The following is a 17,488-nucleotide window of genomic DNA, read 5'->3' as shown; positions in this document are numbered from 1 at the left end:
CCAATCGGCGCCCGGCTCCCCGGCGCGGGTCGGGTTCGTCTCCGACCTACGGAGTAGGGCGGATCGCCCTCCCGGCGGACATGGGCATGCGAAGCGACTGCCTACGCTGGACACGTGCATCGACTCAACGCCTGGCTCCGCCGTCACCCCATGGTGGTCGACGCCGCCTGGGCGGTGGTGGTGCTGTTCGTCGGCCTGGTGCCGAACGAGGCCGACCCCTACGACGACTGGCGCCTGGGCGCCACGATCGTGATCGCGGTGCTGCTGCCGCTGCTGATGGTCTTCCGGCGACGCTACCCCGACGCCACGGTGGCCGCCGCGACCGCCATCGGCGTCGGCCAGGTCCTCGCGGACATCGTCCCGGGCGGCTCCTCGGTCGCCTACCTGGTCTTCGCGTACACCGGCGCCGCCTTCGGCCGGAAGTGGACCTCCCGGCTGGCGCTGGCGGCCGGCCTGGCCTCCGGTCCGCTGGTGTTCTGGCAGCTGAAGCCGATGAGGACGGTCTTCGACAGCGGGTCCGGCGACGTCCACACCACCCCGTACACCTTCGGCCAGGCCGTGCTGATGACGCTGCTGATGAGCACGCCGTTCATCCTCTGCTGGGCCTGGGGCCGGCTGACCAGGGTGCGCCGCGCCTACCTGACCGAGCTGGAGGACCGCGCCGCCCGGCTGGAGCGCGAGCGCGACGCCCAGTCCAAGGTGGCGGTCGCCGCCGAGCGGGCCCGGATCGCCCGCGAGCTGCACGACGTGGTCGCGCACAACGTCTCGGTGATGATCGTCCAGGCCGACGGCGCCGCGTACGTCCTGGACAACTCCCCGCAGCAGGCGAAGGAGGCGCTCGGCACCATCGCCTCCACCGGCCGCCAGGCGCTGGTCGAGATGCGCCGCCTGCTGGGCGTGCTGCGCACCGCCGACACCAAGGCCGACGAGTACGTGCCGCAGCCCGGCGTCGAGGAGCTGCCGGAGCTGCTGGAGCAGGTCCGCACCGCCGGGCTCGACGTCGACTACGCCACCTCCGGGCACCCGCGCGAGCTGCCGCGCGGCGTCGAGCTGACCGTCTACCGGATCGTCCAGGAGGCGCTCACCAACGTCCGCAAGCACGGCGGCCCCGATGTGCACGCCCGGGTCGCGGTCGACTTCGGGGAGCGCGAGCTGGCCGTCCTGGTGGAGGACGACGGGCGCGGCAGCACCGACGAGTACCTGACCGCCGGCGGCGCGGACGGCCTCGGCCACGGCCTGATCGGCATGCGCGAGCGGGTCGGCATGGTCAGCGGCAGCCTCGACGTGGGCCCCCGCCCCGGCGGCGGCTTCCGGATCCGCGCCGTCCTGCCGCTCAAGGCGGCCCACTAGCCCCCGTCCGCCGTCCACCCCCCAAGGAGTCCCACCTTGACCATCCGCGTGATGCTCGTCGACGACCAGGAACTGCTCCGCACCGGTTTCCGGATGATCCTCCAGTCGCAGGGCGACATCGAGATCACCGCCGAGGCGGGCGACGGCGCGCAGGCCCTGGAGAAGCTGCGTCACACCGAGGTGGACGTGATCCTCATGGACGTCCGGATGCCGCGGCTGGACGGCGTCCAGGCGACCCGCCGGATCTGCCTGGCCGAGGACGGCAGCCCGCTGCCGAACGCCCCGCACGTGCTCATCCTCACCACCTTCGACCTGGACGAGTACGCCTTCGCCGCGCTCAAGGCCGGCGCCAGCGGCTTCCTGCTCAAGGACGTCCCGCCGACCGAGCTGGTGGCCGCGATCCGCGCCGTCCACGGCGGGGACGCGGTGGTCGCCCCGACCACCACCCGCCGGATGATCGACCGCTTCGCCGAGGTGCTGCCCACCCCGCACAGCGCGCCCGGCTCGGACGTCATCGGCCCGCTGACCGAGCGTGAGCGGGAGGTGTTCCTGCTGGTCGCCCAAGGGCTGTCGAACGGTGAGATCGCGGCCCGGCTGGTGCTCTCCGAGGCCACCGTGAAGACCCACGTCGGCCGGATCCTGGCCAAGCTGGGCCTGCGCGACCGGGTCCAGGCGGTGGTGCTGGCGTACGAGGCCGGGCTGATCCGGGCCGGGGCCTCGGACTGACCCGCCCGTACACTGGGGCGGTACGTCCGGTACCCGCAGGTGGGACTGGAACGGGCCATTCAGGACAAGGGTGGGCGCGTGAGCGAGCGCAGCGAGCGAACCATCAAGAGGCGCGTATGGGCGAATGCCCCCGCCGAGCGCAGCGAGGTGGGCGCGTGAACGAGCGCAGCGAGCGAACCATCAAGAGCCGCGTATGGGCGAATGCCCCCGCCGAGCGCAGCGAGGTGGGCGCGTGAACGAGCGCAGCGAGCGAACCATCAAGAGCCGCGTATGGGCGAATGCCCCCGCCGAGCGCAGCGAGGTGGGCGCGTGAACGAGCGCAGCGAGCGAACCATCAAGAGCCGCGTATGGGCGAATGCCCCCGCCGAGCGCAGCGAGGTGGGCGCATGAGTTCGTCCGACTTCGATCTGTTCGGAGACCCCGGCGACCCCGGCAACCGCCCGGCCCGGCTGGCCGTCGGCGTGGTCGGCACCGGCCGGGTCGGCCCCGCGCTGGGCGCCGCGCTCCAGCTCGCCGGTCACACCGTGGTCGCCGCCTCCGGGGTGTCCGCCACCTCCCGCCGCCGCGCCGACGCGCTGCTGCCGGGCGTGCGGATCGTCACCCCGCCGCAGGTGCTGGCGGCCGCCGACCTGGTGCTGCTGACCGTCCCGGACGACGCGCTGGCCGACCTGGTGGCCGGGCTGGCCGCCACCGGCGCGATCCGTCCCGGCCAGATCGTGGTGCACACCTCCGGCGCGCACGGCGTCGCCATCCTGGAGCCCGCCACTCGGGCCGGGGCGCTGCCGCTGGCCCTGCATCCGGCGATGACCTTCACCGGCACCTCGGTGGACCTGGCCCGGCTGGCCGGCTGCCCGTTCGGCGTGACCGCCCCCGAGGAGCTGCGGCCGGTCGCCGAGGCGCTGGTGGTGGAGATGGGCGGCGAGCCCGAGTGGGTGCCCGAGGAGGTCCGCCCGCTCTACCACACCGCCCTCGCGCACGGCGCGAACCACCTGGTCACCCTGGTCGCTCAGGCGATGGACCTGCTGCGCACGGCGGGCGTCGCCGAGCCCGGCCGGATGCTCGGCCCGCTGTTGGGCGCCGCCCTGGACAACAGCCTGCGCTCCGGCGACGCGGCCCTCACCGGCCCGGTCGCCCGGGGCGACGAGGGGACCGTACGGCGCCACCTGGCGCAGCTCGGTGCGGTGTCCCCGGACATCCCGGCGGCGTATCGTGCAATGGCCCGCGCCACTGCCCAGCGGGCGGTGGCGAACGGGTCTCTCTCGACCGACGCTGCGGCCGCTGTACTAGACGCTCTCGACCTCAACGAGGAGAAGCGCTAGGTGACTCCTCCCCGGCCTGAGCCGGGGCTTCTCGCTCGGCCGCCGAAAGCGGCCTCACGACGGACAAGCCCTGCCCGGTGCGTTACCCGCACGGGACGGAGCGTAACAAGGCGGCGCCGAAGTGCGCGCCGAATGAATGAAGGAGCGCAGGAATGGCGGGCAAGGCCCAGCGAAGCAAGTCCCAGCGGACGCCGAAGGTCCACCGGGCCGTCCTGACCCGTACCGTGGACGACTTCGAGGCCGCGTTCTGGCCGGACGAGCAGCCGGTCGACAACGCCGTCGTGATGACCATGGGCGCGCTGCACGAGGGCCACGCCGCGCTGATCCGGGCCGCCCGCAAGCAGGTCGGCCGGGACGGCCGGGTCGCCGTGACGGTCTTCGTCAACCCGCTCCAGTTCGGCCCGACCGAGGATCTGGAGCGTTACCCGCGCGCCCTCGACGAGGACTTGAGGCTGGCCGAGGAGAACGGCGCCGACGTGGTCTTCGCGCCGTCCGTCGAGGAGGTCTACCCGAACGGCGAGCCGCAGGTGCGCATGGTGGCCGGCCCGATGGGCGAGCGCTTCGAGGGCGCCACCCGGCCCGGCCACTTCGACGGCGTGCTGACCGTGGTCGCCAAGCTGCTGCACATCACCGACCCGGACTTCGCCTTCTTCGGCGAGAAGGACGCCCAGCAGCTGGCGATCATCCGGCGGATGGTGGCCGACCTGGACTTCGACGTCGAGATCGTCGGCGTGCCGACCGTCCGTGAGGAGGACGGCCTGGCCCGGTCCTCGCGCAACCGCTACCTCTCGGCGGAGGAGCGCGAGCGCGCGCTCACCCTGTCCAAGGCCCTGTTCGCGGGCCGGGACGCCGCCGCTCAGGGCCCGAAGGCCGTCCGCGAGGCCGCCTCGGCCGCCCTGGACGGCGCCGAGGGCATCACCCTGGACTACCTCGCCCTGATCGACCCGCACGACTTCTCCGAGGCGGCGGACGACTTCCAGGGCGAGGCGGTGCTGGCCGTGGCCGCGAAGGTGGGCACCACCCGCCTGATCGACAACGTCCGCATCATCGTTCGCTAAGAGCTCCCCCTAGGCATGCACTCACAGGAGGCGTGACCCGCAATGCTCCGCACCATGCTCAAGTCCAAGATCCACCGGGCCACCGTGACCCAGGCCGACCTGCACTACGTCGGCTCCGTCACGGTGGACGAGGACCTGCTCGACGCCGCCGACCTGCTCCCCGGCGAGCTGGTCCACATCGTCGACATCAACAACGGCGCCCGGCTGGAGACGTACACCATCGCCGGCCCGCGCGGCACCGGCGTGATCGGCATCAACGGCGCCGCCGCGCGCCTGGTCCACCCCGGCGACCTCGTCATACTCATCGCCTACGGGCAGATGGACACGGCCGAGGCCAAGGGCTACGAGCCGAAGGTCGTCTTCGTGGACGGGCGGAACCGGATCACCGGCTTCGGCGGCGACCCTGCCGAGGCCCCGGAGGGCAGCGGACTGCTGCGCGGGGACGCGGCGTACCGTGACGGCAACGGCGCGGCCGACGCCGTCTCGCGCTGAAGGAGCCCCCATGCCCACGCACCGCCTCACCGCCCCGGCCCCCGGCTGGACCGCCACCACCGACGTGGTGGTGGTCGGCTCGGGCATCGCCGGTCTCACCGTCGCCCTCAACGTCCGCGAGGCCGGCCTGCGGGCCATGGTGGTCACCAAGGCGATGCTGGACGAGGGCTCCACCCGCTGGGCGCAGGGCGGCATAGCCGCCGCCCTGGGCGAGGGGGACACCCCCGAACAGCACCTGGACGACACCCTGGTGGCCGGCGCCGGGCTCTGTGACGAGGAGGCCGTGCGCACCTTGGTCACCGAGGGCCCGGACGCCGTCCGCCGGCTGATCGCGATCGGCGCGGACTTCGACCGCGGCGAGGACGGCGAGATCCTGCTGACCCGCGAGGGCGGCCACCACCGCCACCGGATCGTGCACGCGGGCGGGGACGCCACCGGCGCCGAGGTCTCCCGCGCGCTGGTCGCCGCCGTCCGCAGCGACCCGGACCTCGAACTGATCGAGCACGCCCTCGTCCTGGACCTGCTGACCGACGCCGAGGGCCACGCCGCCGGGCTGACCCTGCACGTGATGGGCGAGGGCGCCCGCGACGGCGTCGGCGCCGTCCGCGCCCGCGCGGTGGTGCTCGCCACCGGCGGCCTGGGCCAGGTCTTCTCCGCGACCACCAACCCGGCCGTCTCCACCGGCGACGGCGTGGCGCTCGCGCTGCGGGCCGGCGCCGAGGTCACCGACCTGGAGTTCGTCCAGTTCCACCCGACCCCGCTCTTCGTCGGCTCGGGGGCCGAGGGCCAGCAGCCGCTGGTCTCCGAGGCCGTGCGCGGCGAGGGCGCCCACCTGGTGGACGCGGACGGCGTGCGGTTCATGCTCGGGCAGCACGAGCTGGCCGAACTGGCCCCGCGCGACGTCGTCGCCAAGGCGATCACCCGGCGCATGCTGGAGCAGGGCGCCGAGAACATGTACCTGGACGGGCGGCACTTCGGCGCCGAGATGTGGGAGCGCCGCTTCCCGACCATCCTCGCCACCTGCCGCTCCCACGGCATCGACCCGGTCACCGAGCCGATCCCGATCGCCCCGGCCGCGCACCACGCCGCCGGCGGCGTCCGCACCGACCGGCACGGCCGCACCTCCGTCCCCGGCCTGTACGCCTGCGGCGAGGTCGCCTGCACCGGGGTGCACGGCGCCAACCGGTTGGCCTCCAACTCCCTGCTGGAGGGCCTGGTCTTCGCCGAGCGGATCGCCGCCGACCTGGCCGAGCGCCACGCGGCCGGCGAGCTGCCCGAGCGCACCGTGGACGTGGCCGCCGCGCAGGCCGCCCGGCCGGTGCCGCTGCCGGCCTCCGAGGCCCGCGCCGAGATCCAGCGGCTGATGTCGCGCGGCGCGGGCGTGCTGCGCTCGGCCGCCTCGCTGGCCGACGCGGCCGCGGGCCTCGCCCTGCTCGCCGAGCAGGCCTACGCGCACGTGGCCGAGGAGAAGCCGGCCGACCCCCGGGTGGAGACCTGGGAGGCCGCCAACCTGCTGCTGGTCGCCACCGCCCTGGTCGCGGCCGCGGCGCAGCGCGAGGAGACCCGCGGCGGCCACTGGCGCGAGGACTTCCCCGAGCGCGACGACGCCCACTGGCGGCGCCACCTGATCACCACCCTCGCCGCCGCCGGCGGCCCCGTCAGCACCCCTGAGGAGCAGTAGAACCATGACCCACTCCCACGAGGAACTCCCGATGGCCGACCAGGGCGGCTGCGGCGACGGCTGCGCCTGCGGGGACGGCGAGGGCTACGAGACCGGCCTGGACCCGCAGCTGGCCGAGCTGCTGGAGCGCGCCGGGCTGGACCCGGTCGAGGTCGAGGACATCGCCACCCTGGCGCTGGCCGAGGACCTGGCCGGCGGCGAGGACGTCACCTCGGTGGCGACCGTGCCCGCCGAGTCCGTCGCGACCGCCGACTTCACCGCCCGCCAGGCCGGCGTGGTGGCCGGCCTGCGGGTCGCCGAGGCCGTCGTCTCGCTGATCTGCGAGGAGGAGTTCGAGGTCGAGCGGCACGTCGAGGACGGCGACCGGGTCGAGGCCGGCCAGGTGCTGCTCTCGGTCCGCTCCCGCACCCGCGACCTGCTGACCGCCGAGCGCAGCGCGCTCAACCTGCTCTGTCACCTGTCCGGCATCGCCACCGCCACCCGCGCCTGGGCGGACGCCCTGGAGGGCACCGGCGCGGTGGTCCGGGACACCCGCAAGACCACCCCGGGCCTGCGCGCGCTGGAGAAGTTCGCGGTGCGCTGCGGCGGCGGCGCCAACCACCGGATGGCGCTCTCGGACGCCGCGCTGGTGAAGGACAACCACGTGGTCGCGGCCGGCGGCGTGGCCGAGGCCTTCCGGGCCGTCCGGGCCACGTACCCGGAGCTGCCGGTCGAGGTCGAGGTGGACGACCTGGAGCAGATCCCGCCGGTGCTGGAGGCCGGGGCGGATCTGATCCTGCTGGACAACTTCACCGTCGACCAGCTGAAGGAGGCCGTCGCGCTGGTGGCCGGCCGGGCGAAGCTGGAGGCCTCCGGCGGACTGACCCTGGCCACCGCGCGCGAGGTCGCCCAGACTGGTGTCGACTACCTGGCCGTGGGCGCGCTCACCCACTCCTCGCCGGTCCTGGACATCGGCCTGGACCTGCGCGCCTGACCGTCAGGTCGAGAACAGTCCCGTCCCGACTCGCAGAAAGCGTCCCCGTGCTCCTCACCATCGACGTCGGCAACACCCAGACCACACTCGGCCTGTTCGACGGCGAGGACGTGGTGGAACACTGGCGGATCTCCACCGATCCGCGCCGCACGGCCGATGAACTGGCGGTGCTGCTCCAGGGGTTGATGGGCAACCACACCGCGGTCCGGGAGGCCTCGGTGGAGGGCCTGGCGATCTGCTCCTCCGTTCCCGCCGTGCTCCACGAGCTCCGCGAGGTGACCCGCCGCTACTACGGCGACGTCCCCGCGGTGATCGTGGAGCCCGGCGTGAAGACCGGGGTGCACGTCCTGATGGACAACCCCAAGGAGGTCGGGGCGGACCGGATCGTCAACGCGCTGGCCGCCAACCACCTGTACGGCGGGCCGTGCATCGTGGTCGACTTCGGCACCGCGACCACCTTCGACGCCGTCAACGCGCGCGGCGACTACGTCGGCGGCGCGATCGCGCCCGGCATCGAGATCTCGGTCGAGGCGCTCGGTGTCCGCGGCGCCCAGCTGCGCAAGATCGAGCTGGCCCGGCCGCGCAACGTGATCGGGAAGAACACCGTCGAGGGCATGCAGTCCGGCATCCTGTACGGCTTCGCCGGGCAGGTCGACGGCCTGGTCGAGCGGATGGCCCGGGAGCTGGCCAAGGACCCGGACGACGTCCAGGTGATCGCCACCGGCGGCCTCGCGCCCCTGGTCCTCGGCGAGGCCACCACCATCGACGTGCACGAGCCCTGGCTGACCCTGATCGGCCTGCGCCTGGTGTACGAGCGCAACCGGCCCGCCGCCGCCTGAGCGGCGCTCAGCGGGCGGGCTCCGCCGGGGCCGGCACACCGGACGGCAGGACCGGCGGCGCGACGCACGTCGTCGAGTCCGGCCCCATGCCCGACACCGGCGGGAACGAGGGCCAGACGTTGACGACGGGCCCGTCTGGCAGGGCGGCCGCGACCTGCTTCCAGCGCGGGTCCGCCGCCATCCCGGCCAGCTGGTCCTCGGTCAGCGGCGGGTCCGTCCGGGTGATCGGCGCGCCCGGCGCCAACGGCTCGCCGTTCCACTCCTGGACCACCACCTGGTAGCCGTCCGCCGTCAGGGCCGCGCTCCAGACGGCGAACGGATCGACGCCGGGAAGCTGCCGGAAGATCGACACACCGGTCCTCGACGCGGCGTGCCGAGGGCTCGGGTCCGCCGGCGACGGACCGGTGAAGCAGTCGAGTCGGACGCCCGCCGGGGCACGGGTGATCCAGAGCAGGATCTGCGCCCGGCCGCGGTCGTCGTCCATCAGCAGTCGCACCTGCGGCGCCCGGCTCTCCGTCCCCCGGGCGTCGCCCACCAGCGCCGAGCCTGTCGGCAGCAGCTCGACGAGCATGTTCGCGAGCTCCGGGCCGGAGATCCGCGCGGGCTTCGGGGGGGCGGCCGCGCCGACCGGCGCCGGGGCCCGGCCGCCGGGCAGCGCCCCGCCGGCCGCGGCCCCGCCCACCGCGACCAGGGCCAGCGCGGCGGCGCCCGCCGCGGTGGCGATCCGCCGCCGACGGCGCAGCCGGCGCCCGTACGACCAGCCGGTGTCGACCAGTGGTCCGATCTCGGTGTCGAAGGCCTCGCCGGCCCGCCCGATGGCCTCGGTGAAGGCCCGCTCGAACTGCTCTGTGGACATGCTGGACACACCTCTCTGACGGTTGGGTCGGTCCGGGACGGGCTCAGCGCCCGACGAGTTCGCCGATGCTGTCCCCGAGCACCGCGCGGATCCGGCCGAGCGCGCGGTGGGACTGGGTCCGGACGGCGCCCGGGGTGCTGCGCAGGATGCCGGCGGTCTCCTCGACGCTGCGGTCCTCCCAGTAGCGCAGTACCAGCACCGCCCGGTCGCGCGGGGCGAGGCGGGCGAGCGCGTCCAGCAGGGCCAGCCGCAGCTCCGGGTCGCCCTCCGGGGCGGCGCCGTCCGGCACCGCGTCGACGGGCCGCTCGCCGCTGGAGCGGCGGCCGCGGTGCGAGAGGAAGGCCCGCACCAGCACGGTGTGCGCGTACCCCGCCGGGTTGTCGATCCGGGGCCTGGAGCCGAACCAGGAGGTGCGGTGCCACTGGGCGTAGATCCGTCCGAGCGTCTCCTGCACCAGGTCCTCGGCGAGGTGGGTGTCCCCGCCGGTGAGCAGGCAGGCGGACCGGTAGAGCGGGCGGGCCCGGGCGGCCGCGAAGGCCTGGAAGTCCTCGTCCCGCCGTCGGCCCCGGGCCGCCTTCTGCTGACCGTCCGGCTGCATCTGCCCGGTCCCCTCGTTCGTTCTCCCCTGACACCTGGATGACCAGGTGGGCCCCGGGTGGCGTTACAGGCGGCGGCGAAACGCTTCCGCACCGGGGCCGAACGTGGGTGGTTCGGCCGCGACGCTACCGACAAATCGGATATTCCTCACGTAGTGTCAGCCCATGCCTACGCCACACGGATCGCGCGGCGGCATGGCCTTCAGCGCCGACGAAGTCCGCGTGCTGCGCCGCGCCCTCGCCCAAGCCCTGCACCCCGCCGTCCCCGTCCACCTCCAGGGCCCCGACCGGCCGGCCTTCGCCGGGCCGGGCGCCGAGCTCTGGACGGAGGACGTCCAGGACGCGCTGCGCCTGACCGAGGCGATCGACGAGGCCGTCCAGGAGGGCGGCCGACTGCGCTCCTTCCTGCTGGCCGACCTCGGACGCTACCGCTCCGCCCTGCCCGGCAGCGCCCCCGGCTACCTGGAGCGGCTGGAGGAGGCGGTGTCCGACGGGTACCTGCCCGGCCCCGAGGACCTCACCGCACTGCGCGGACTGACCCGCCAGCCCTGCGGCCACGGCGAGCGGGCCCGCCGCTCCCGGCTGGCCGGGCGCTGCCACGCGCTGGCCGAGGCCGCCGTCCGCGAGCGGCTCGCCCTCACCGCCGGGCAGCACCGCCACCTGGTGGCCGTACCGAGCCCCGCCGCACCGCCACACAGTCACCCCACCCCTGTAGGAGGACGGACCACCATGAGCAGCACCGACTCCGGCCCGGAGCAGCCCGCCGCCGCGCAGAACCCGCCCCGCCCGCACCGGATGCCCACCCCCGCCGAGCTGTTCGGCCGCCGCGCCAAAGCCCAGACCCGGCCCGCGCCGCCCGCCCCGCCGGCCGAACAGGGCCCCGAGGACATCGAGCTGGCCACCGGCACCGGCTGAGCCGTCCGCCCGTCCCCGAGGGGAGGCCGTCGACCCGACGGCCTCCCCTCGGTGTCATCCCGGGTGTCATCCCGGCGCGGAGCACCACGTGTGGCTGGCTACCCTTGTGGGGTGAGCGATCAGAGCCTTGTTCCCGCGACCGACGACCTTCCCGAGCAGATGCGCGTCCGGCGCGAGAAGCTGGACCGGCTCCGGGCGGCCGGCGTCGACCCGTACCCGGTCGGATTCCCCCGCACCACCACCATCGCCGACCTGCGCGCCAAGCACCCCGACCTGGAGCCGGACACGGCGACCGGCGAGCGGGCCGGCGTCACCGGCCGCGTGATCCTGTCCCGCACCGGCGGCAAGCTCTGCTTCGCCACCCTGCGCGACGGCACCGGCGATCTCCAGGTGATGTTCTCCCTGGACAAGCTGGGCGCCGAGCGGCTGGCGGCCTGGAAGACCGACATCGACCTCGGCGACCAGGTCGGCGTCGAGGGCGAGGTGATCACCTCCAAGCGCGGCGAGCTGTCCGTGATGGTGGACCGCTGGGAGCTCACCGCCAAGTGCCTGCGCCCGCTGCCGGACAAGCACAAGGGCCTGACCGACCCGGAGGCCCGGGTCCGCCAGCGCTACGTGGACCTGATCGTCAACCCCGAGGCCCGCGAGATCCTGCACCTGCGCAGCAAGGTCGTCCGCTCGATCCGCCGCACCTACGAGGACCACGGCTACATCGAGGTCGAGACCCCGATGCTCCAGCCGGTGCACGGCGGCGCCAACGCGCGTCCGTTCAAGACGCACATCAACGCGTACGACATCGACCTCTACATGCGCATCGCCCCCGAGCTGTACCTCAAGCGGCTGGTGGTCGGCGGCGCCGAGAAGGTCTTCGAGATCAACCGCAACTTCCGCAACGAGGGCGCGGACTCCACCCACAACCCGGAGTTCACCTCGCTGGAGTCGTACGAGGCGTACGGCGATTACGACACCCAGGCCGCGCTGATCCGCGAGACGATCATCAACGCCGCCCGGGACGCGCTGGGCACCACGGTGATCAAGGGTGTGGACGCGCACGGCGTCGAGCACGAGATCGACCTGGCCGAGCCGTGGGAGGAGGTCCGGGTCTACCCGGGCATCTCCGCCCGCCTGGGCGCCGAGGTCACCCCGGCGACCAGCGTCGAGGAGCTGCGCAAGCTGGCCACCGAGCACGGCATCCCGTTCGAGAAGGACTGGGGCCACGGCCAGATCGTGCTGGAGATGGTCGAGCGCCTGCTGGAGGAGAACGCCGTCCGGCCGACCTTCATCAAGGACTACCCGACCGAGGTCTCCCCGCTGACCCGCCAGCACCGCTCGGAGCCCGGCGTGGCCGAGAAGTGGGACCTGGTGATCTTCGGGACGGAGATCGGCACCGCCTACTCCGAGCTGGTCGACCCGGTCGAGCAGCGCGCCCGCCTCACCGCCCAGTCGCTGCTGGCGGCCGGCGGCGACGTCGAGGCGATGCAGGTGGACGAGGACTTCCTGCGCGCCCTGGAGTACGCGATGCCCCCGACGGGTGGCCTCGGCCTCGGCGTGGACCGCCTGATCATGCTGCTGACCGGCAAGAACATCCGGGAGACGGTGCTCTTCCCGCTGGTGAAGCCGGAGCCGAAGGCTTCCGCCGCGTCGGCGGAGAAGACCGAGGAGGAGTGACCTGATGGACTACGTCAGCGCGATCGTGCCGCCGCTGGTCATGGCGATCGGCTTCGGATTCCTGGTGCGGGCGATCATCCGCAGCCAGGGCGGGGCCCAGCGGGCCAAGGAAGACATCGACTGACACCGCCGGCCGCACCGAACGACCTCCGCGCCGCCATTCCCGATTCCCGGGGGTGGCGGCGCGCCGGTTTGGCGCACTTCACAAGATTTGCCCCATTCACTCCCTATCCTGGCCGCACTATGGTCCGGCAACTCGGCGAACTTGAGAACGCCATCATGACCCGGGTGTGGCAGTGGAACCGGCCGGTGACGGTTCGCGAGGTTCTCCTGGATCTGCGGTCGGAACGCGAAATCGCGTACACCACGGTGATGACCGTCCTGGACAAGCTCCACAGAAAGGGCTGGCTGCGCCGCGAGCGGGTCGGCCGGGCCTATCGATATGAACCGGTCTCCTCGCGTGAGGCGTACACCGCGGCCCTGATGAACGACGCCTGGGCGACCAGTGACAATCCGGCGGCGGCCCTGGTCCACTTCTTCGGACTGATGTCCCCCGAGCAACGCGAAGCGCTGCGGGACGCGTTGCGGGTGGCCGCCCTGTTCCCGCCCGATCCGACCGGCGCGGATTCCGCGGACCCGGGATCGGATACCGGTGGGACGGAACCGGGATCGGCGCGATAACGTCCCGACCATGGAGGTCACCATCCGCCGGGCGCGGACCACGGACGTACGGGCAGTGCGCAGGCTCATCGACTCCTACGCGCGGGACGGCATTCTGCTGGACAAGCCCACAGTCACACTGTTCGAATCCGTCCAGGAGTTCTGGGTCGCGGAACGGGACGACGACGGCACGGTGGTGGCCTGCGGCGCACTGCACGTGATGTGGGAGGACCTCGCCGAGGTCCGCACGCTCGCGGTGGATCCGAGCGTCCGCGGCTCCGGGATCGGGCACCTGCTGCTGGAGAAGCTGGTGCAGACGGCACGCTGGCTGGGCGTCCGTCGGATTTTCTGCTTGACGTTCGAGGTGGCGTTCTTCGCGAAACACGGTTTCGTCGAGATCGGTGAGCTCCAGGAAACCGATGATGGTACGACAGACCCGGCGGCGATCGCTACGGATGTCTATGAAGAACTCCTCCGCTCGTACGATGAAGGCGTCGCCGAGTTCCTCGACCTGGAGCGCGTGAAGCCCAACACTCTGGGCAACTCGCGCATGCTGCTGCACCTCTGAGCCGCTCCATCGGGGTCAAGGGTTTGTGTTTTCCGGAGAAAGGCGCTTTCCTTTCCTTAGGCAATGGGTCGTTTAGCGGAAAGGGAAGCCCGTGGCACAGAGGGTGCAGGTCATTCTTGAAGACGATCTCGACGGCGGTTCGGCGGACGAGACGGTGACGTTCGCGCTCGACGGCGTTGCCTACGAGATCGATCTGAAGAGCGCCAACGCGGACAAGCTCCGCGGTCTGCTGGCGCCGTACGTGGAGAAGGGGCGCAAGCAGAGCGGTCGGCTCGCCGGCGCCCGTCGTCCGGGCCGCGGCGGTGCGGCGCGTCCGTCCGGTGGTGCGCCGGACACCGCCAAGATCCGCGCCTGGGCCAAGGAGCAGGGCATGGACGTCAACGACCGCGGTCGCGTGCCGAGCAACGTCCGTGAGGCCTACGAGAAGGCCAACGCGTCCTGAAGACGGCGCCGCCCTCACCCGCACGGGGCGCGGAGGACACTCCTCCGCGCCCCGCGGCGCGTGCCCGGACCACCCGGTCCGGGCCGCGGCTCGGGCGGCGGAACAATCACCGGCTGTGCAACGCTGTAAGGGCGAAGCGGTAACGCCGACACCACCGGAAGGCCCACGGGCCACCCGGCCGCCGTTCAACCGGCGTGACCACGGCCCGACTTCGGCCCGACTTCTCGCCAGGCGAACACCGCCACCGCGGAAACTGCGCGAGAACCGCCCCGATACCGGGTATGAATGCAGGTGGACGGGTTCTTCGGCCCGTCCAGGGGCAGTACGCGCGACCGACCGGGGGTTCCGGCCGCGCCCCCGGCGGCACGTGTTCGCCGATGGCGTAGCGGAATCCGGTGCATCCGGCCCGCCTGTGGGAACACCGATTCCCAGCATCAGGTTGGGATTGGTGTCGGCTGGTCGCGCAGCATCTCGCTCCTCTACCGGGGAGTGAATCCGTGGGCCGCGCCGCTGAGCGGGACTAGCATGCGGAAGGACAGGGCGGGGACGGACCCCGAACTGCCCGACCGCTCTGAGGAGCGATAAACGATGTTCGAGAGGTTCACCGACCGCGCGCGGCGGGTTGTCGTCCTGGCTCAGGAAGAAGCCCGGATGCTCAACCACAACTACATCGGCACCGAGCACATCCTCCTGGGTCTGATCCACGAGGGCGAGGGCGTCGCCGCCAAGGCCCTGGAGAGCCTCGGGATTTCTCTTGAGGCCGTTCGCCAGCAGGTCGAGGAGATCATCGGCCAGGGCCAGCAGGCCCCGTCCGGCCACATTCCCTTCACCCCCCGGGCGAAGAAGGTCCTGGAGCTGTCGCTCCGCGAGGCCCTTCAGCTCGGCCACAACTACATCGGCACCGAGCACATCCTGCTCGGCCTGATCCGCGAGGGCGAGGGCGTCGCCGCCCAGGTCCTGGTGAAGCTGGGCGCCGACCTCAACCGGGTGCGCCAGCAGGTCATCCAGCTGCTCTCCGGCTACCAGACCGGCGGCAGCAAGGAGTCGGCCACCGCCGGCGGGCCCGCCGAGGGCACCCCGTCGACCTCGCTGGTCCTGGACCAGTTCGGCCGCAACCTCACCCAGGCCGCCCGCGAGGCCAAGCTCGACCCGGTCATCGGGCGCGAGAAGGAGATCGAGCGGGTCATGCAGGTGCTGTCCCGCCGCACCAAGAACAACCCGGTGCTGATCGGTGAGCCCGGCGTCGGCAAGACCGCCGTGGTCGAGGGCCTGGCACAGGCGATCGTCAAGGGCGAGGTCCCGGAGACGCTCAAGGACAAGCAGCTCTACACGCTGGACCTGGGCGCCCTGGTGGCCGGCTCGCGCTACCGCGGTGACTTCGAGGAGCGCCTGAAGAAGGTCCTCAAGGAGATCCGCACCCGCGGCGACATCATCCTGTTCATCGACGAGCTGCACACCCTGGTCGGCGCGGGCGCCGCCGAGGGCGCCATCGACGCCGCCAGCATCCTCAAGCCGATGCTGGCCCGCGGCGAGCTCCAGACCATCGGTGCCACCACCCTGGACGAGTACCGCAAGCACCTGGAGAAGGACGCCGCGCTGGAGCGCCGCTTCCAGCCGATCCAGGTCGCGGAGCCCTCGCTGCCCCACACCATCGAGATCCTCAAGGGCCTGCGCGACCGCTACGAGGCCCACCACCGGGTCTCCATCACGGACGCCGCCCTGGTCGCCGCCGCCACCCTGGCCGACCGGTACATCTCGGACCGCTTCCTGCCGGACAAGGCGATCGACCTGATCGACGAGGCCGGCTCCCGAATGCGCATCCGTCGGATGACCGCGCCGCCGGACCTGCGCGAGTTCGACGAGAAGATCGCCGACGTGCGCCGCGAGAAGGAGAGCGCGATCGACGCGCAGGACTTCGAGAAGGCCGCGTCCCTGCGCGACGACGAGAAGCAGCTCCTCCAGGCCAAGGCCAAGCGTGAGAAGGAGTGGAAGGCCGGCGACATGGACGTCGTCGCGGAGGTGAACGAGGAGCTCATCGCCGAGGTCCTGGCCACCGCCACCGGCATCCCGGTCTTCAAGCTGACCGAGGAGGAGACGTCCCGCCTGCTGCGCATGGAGGACGAGCTGCACAAGCGCGTCATCGGCCAGAAGGACGCCATCAAGGCGCTCTCCCAGGCCATCCGGCGCACCCGTGCGGGCCTCAAGGACCCGAAGCGCCCCGGCGGTTCGTTCATCTTCGCCGGCCCGTCCGGTGTCGGTAAGACCGAGCTGTCCAAGACGCTGGCGGAGTTCCTGTTCGGCGACGAGGACGCGCTGATCGCGCTCGACATGTCCGAGTTCTCCGAGAAGCACACCGTCTCCCGGCTGTTCGGCTCCCCGCCCGGATACGTGGGCTACGAGGAGGGCGGCCAGCTGACCGAGAAGGTCCGCCGCAAGCCGTTCTCCGTCGTCCTCTTCGACGAGGTCGAGAAGGCCCACCCGGACATCTTCAACTCGCTGCTCCAGATCCTGGAGGACGGTCGCCTGACCGACTCCCAGGGCCGCGTGGTCGACTTCAAGAACACCGTCATCATCATGACGACCAACCTCGGCACCCGGGACATCTCGAAGGGCTTCAACCTCGGCTTCGCGGCCGCGGGTGACACCCAGACCGGGTACGAGCGGATGAAGGCGAAGGTCGGCGAGGAGCTCAAGCAGCACTTCCGCCCCGAGTTCCTGAACCGTGTCGACGACATCGTGGTGTTCCACCAGCTGTCCGAGGACGACATCATCCAGATCGTCGACCTCATGATCGACAAGGTGGACGAGCGGCTCAAGGACAAGGACATGGGCCTGGAGCTCAGCGTCGAGGCCAAGAAGCTGCTGGCCAAGCGCGGCTACGACCCGATCCTGGGTGCCCGTCCGCTGCGCCGCACCATCCAGCGCGAGATCGAGGACCACCTCTCCGAGAAGATCCTCTTCGGTGAGCTGCGGGCCGGCCACATCGTCGTCGTCGACGTCGAGGGCGAGGGCAAGGACGCCAAGTTCACCTTCCGCGGCGAGGAGAAGTCAGCCGTCGCGGACACCCCGGCCGCGGTCGCCTCGTCCGGTCCGGACCTGACGAAGTAACCCAACTTTTAACAGACAACTTCACAGCCATCGAGCCCCCGGCGTTCGCGCCGGGGGCTCGGTGCGTTCCGGCCCGCCCCCCTGCGGCGGGACGCCGAACGGGACGACTGGCTTCCGCCGCGGCTGGTGCGGGTGCGCTCGATTTCTCAGTAACGTTTAATCAACATACGGTTGACATATGGTCAGGTGATGGGGAGTCGCGGAGGATAGCGCCGTGACCATGTCAGGGTCAAGGTC

Annotated in this window: 16 protein-coding genes; 14 read left to right on the top strand and 2 right to left on the bottom strand. The window is 72.1% G+C overall.

Translation table 11 applies throughout. The annotated features are described in order from the left end of the window. The first annotated feature begins 114 nt into the window (after positions 1 to 114). From QWJ13_RS11185 to QWJ13_RS11150, 8 genes are all read left to right on the top strand, one after another. The gene (locus QWJ13_RS11185) at positions 115 to 1,350 is read left to right on the top strand and encodes a sensor histidine kinase (protein ID WP_316523072.1); all 1,236 of its coding nucleotides are present in this window, start codon (positions 115 to 117) and stop codon (positions 1,348 to 1,350) included. Between the two features lie 36 nt (positions 1,351 to 1,386). Continuing rightward, positions 1,387 to 2,076, top strand: a complete 690-nt coding sequence (locus tag QWJ13_RS11180) for a response regulator (RefSeq protein WP_316523069.1) — start codon at positions 1,387 to 1,389, stop codon at positions 2,074 to 2,076. A gap of 386 nt (positions 2,077 to 2,462) precedes the next feature. Beyond that, positions 2,463 to 3,395 carry a Rossmann-like and DUF2520 domain-containing protein gene (locus tag QWJ13_RS11175; RefSeq protein ID WP_316523068.1) on the top strand — a complete coding sequence of 311 codons (933 nt, stop codon included), beginning with the start codon at positions 2,463 to 2,465 and terminating at the stop codon, positions 3,393 to 3,395. Between the two features lie 152 nt (positions 3,396 to 3,547). Continuing rightward, entirely contained in the window at positions 3,548 to 4,453 is a 906-nt protein-coding gene (panC, locus tag QWJ13_RS11170; RefSeq protein ID WP_316523065.1) for a pantoate--beta-alanine ligase, read from the top strand. Between the two features lie 42 nt (positions 4,454 to 4,495). Continuing rightward, positions 4,496 to 4,945, top strand: a complete 450-nt coding sequence (panD, locus tag QWJ13_RS11165; protein ID WP_316523063.1) for an aspartate 1-decarboxylase — start codon at positions 4,496 to 4,498, stop codon at positions 4,943 to 4,945. Between the two features lie 10 nt (positions 4,946 to 4,955). After that, the gene (locus QWJ13_RS11160) at positions 4,956 to 6,626 is read left to right on the top strand and encodes an L-aspartate oxidase (RefSeq protein ID WP_316523061.1); all 1,671 of its coding nucleotides are present in this window, start codon (positions 4,956 to 4,958) and stop codon (positions 6,624 to 6,626) included. 4 nt (positions 6,627 to 6,630) lie between these two features. Beyond that, positions 6,631 to 7,599, top strand: a complete 969-nt coding sequence (gene nadC / locus QWJ13_RS11155) for a carboxylating nicotinate-nucleotide diphosphorylase (protein WP_316523060.1) — start codon at positions 6,631 to 6,633, stop codon at positions 7,597 to 7,599. Positions 7,600 to 7,646: 47 nt separating this feature from the next. Continuing rightward, positions 7,647 to 8,438 carry a type III pantothenate kinase gene (locus QWJ13_RS11150; RefSeq protein ID WP_316523057.1) on the top strand — a complete coding sequence of 264 codons (792 nt, stop codon included), beginning with the start codon at positions 7,647 to 7,649 and terminating at the stop codon, positions 8,436 to 8,438. Between the two features lie 7 nt (positions 8,439 to 8,445). Here QWJ13_RS11150 and QWJ13_RS11145 read toward each other — a convergent pair whose 3' ends face one another. Continuing rightward, positions 8,446 to 9,294: a hypothetical protein gene (locus tag QWJ13_RS11145; RefSeq protein WP_316523055.1), complete on the bottom strand. Its 849-nt coding sequence runs from the start codon at positions 9,292 to 9,294 to the stop codon at positions 8,446 to 8,448. Positions 9,295 to 9,337: 43 nt separating this feature from the next. Continuing rightward, positions 9,338 to 9,892, bottom strand: a complete 555-nt coding sequence (locus QWJ13_RS11140) for a SigE family RNA polymerase sigma factor (protein WP_316523054.1) — start codon at positions 9,890 to 9,892, stop codon at positions 9,338 to 9,340. A gap of 163 nt (positions 9,893 to 10,055) precedes the next feature. On the opposite strand from QWJ13_RS11140, the gene QWJ13_RS11135 reads away from it, so the two are divergent. The 6 genes from QWJ13_RS11135 (at position 10,056) to QWJ13_RS11110 (ending at position 17,251) form a co-directional block, all read left to right on the top strand. Beyond that, positions 10,056 to 10,805, top strand: a complete 750-nt coding sequence (locus QWJ13_RS11135; RefSeq protein ID WP_316523052.1) for a hypothetical protein — start codon at positions 10,056 to 10,058, stop codon at positions 10,803 to 10,805. A 111-nt stretch (positions 10,806 to 10,916) separates the two neighbouring features. Further along, the gene (lysX, locus tag QWJ13_RS11130; protein ID WP_316523049.1) at positions 10,917 to 12,473 is read left to right on the top strand and encodes a bifunctional lysylphosphatidylglycerol synthetase/lysine--tRNA ligase LysX; all 1,557 of its coding nucleotides are present in this window, start codon (positions 10,917 to 10,919) and stop codon (positions 12,471 to 12,473) included. Positions 12,474 to 12,716: 243 nt separating this feature from the next. Next, positions 12,717 to 13,154: a BlaI/MecI/CopY family transcriptional regulator gene (locus QWJ13_RS11125; protein WP_316523048.1), complete on the top strand. Its 438-nt coding sequence runs from the start codon at positions 12,717 to 12,719 to the stop codon at positions 13,152 to 13,154. A 10-nt stretch (positions 13,155 to 13,164) separates the two neighbouring features. Beyond that, positions 13,165 to 13,701 (top strand): amino-acid N-acetyltransferase, encoded by a 537-nt coding sequence (locus QWJ13_RS11120; RefSeq protein ID WP_316523046.1) that lies wholly within the window; start codon positions 13,165 to 13,167, stop codon positions 13,699 to 13,701. A gap of 91 nt (positions 13,702 to 13,792) precedes the next feature. Then, positions 13,793 to 14,143, top strand: coding sequence for a histone-like nucleoid-structuring protein Lsr2 (locus QWJ13_RS11115; RefSeq protein ID WP_316523043.1), 351 nt, complete (start codon positions 13,793 to 13,795; stop codon positions 14,141 to 14,143). A 588-nt stretch (positions 14,144 to 14,731) separates the two neighbouring features. After that, positions 14,732 to 17,251 carry an ATP-dependent Clp protease ATP-binding subunit gene (locus QWJ13_RS11110; RefSeq protein ID WP_316523040.1) on the top strand — a complete coding sequence of 840 codons (2,520 nt, stop codon included), beginning with the start codon at positions 14,732 to 14,734 and terminating at the stop codon, positions 17,249 to 17,251. Positions 17,252 to 17,488 lie beyond the last annotated feature (237 nt).

This window comes from Kitasatospora brasiliensis (assembly GCF_032654805.1).
Taxonomy (GTDB): Bacteria; Actinomycetota; Actinomycetes; order Streptomycetales; family Streptomycetaceae; genus Kitasatospora; species Kitasatospora brasiliensis.
The sequence above is the reverse complement of the archived record's forward strand: the minus strand, read 5'-3'. Positions and strand labels throughout refer to the sequence as shown.

What these genes read in the sequence shown, in the direction of transcription:
- QWJ13_RS11175 (WP_316523068.1), top strand. Translation starts at nt 2,463, where the DNA reads ATGAGTTCGTCCGACTTCGATCTGTTCGGAGACCCCGGCGACCCCGGC.
- QWJ13_RS11145 (WP_316523055.1), bottom strand. Translation starts at nt 9,294, where the DNA reads ATGTCCACAGAGCAGTTCGAGCGGGCCTTCACCGAGGCCATCGGGCGG.
- panC (WP_316523065.1), top strand. Translation starts at nt 3,548, where the DNA reads ATGGCGGGCAAGGCCCAGCGAAGCAAGTCCCAGCGGACGCCGAAGGTC.
- QWJ13_RS11160 (WP_316523061.1), top strand. Translation starts at nt 4,956, where the DNA reads ATGCCCACGCACCGCCTCACCGCCCCGGCCCCCGGCTGGACCGCCACC.
- QWJ13_RS11120 (WP_316523046.1), top strand. Translation starts at nt 13,165, where the DNA reads ATGGAGGTCACCATCCGCCGGGCGCGGACCACGGACGTACGGGCAGTG.
- panD (WP_316523063.1), top strand. Translation starts at nt 4,496, where the DNA reads ATGCTCCGCACCATGCTCAAGTCCAAGATCCACCGGGCCACCGTGACC.
- nadC (WP_316523060.1), top strand. Translation starts at nt 6,631, where the DNA reads ATGACCCACTCCCACGAGGAACTCCCGATGGCCGACCAGGGCGGCTGC.
- QWJ13_RS11140 (WP_316523054.1), bottom strand. Translation starts at nt 9,892, where the DNA reads ATGCAGCCGGACGGTCAGCAGAAGGCGGCCCGGGGCCGACGGCGGGAC.
- QWJ13_RS11110 (WP_316523040.1), top strand. Translation starts at nt 14,732, where the DNA reads ATGTTCGAGAGGTTCACCGACCGCGCGCGGCGGGTTGTCGTCCTGGCT.
- QWJ13_RS11135 (WP_316523052.1), top strand. Translation starts at nt 10,056, where the DNA reads ATGCCTACGCCACACGGATCGCGCGGCGGCATGGCCTTCAGCGCCGAC.
- QWJ13_RS11125 (WP_316523048.1), top strand. Translation starts at nt 12,717, where the DNA reads ATGGTCCGGCAACTCGGCGAACTTGAGAACGCCATCATGACCCGGGTG.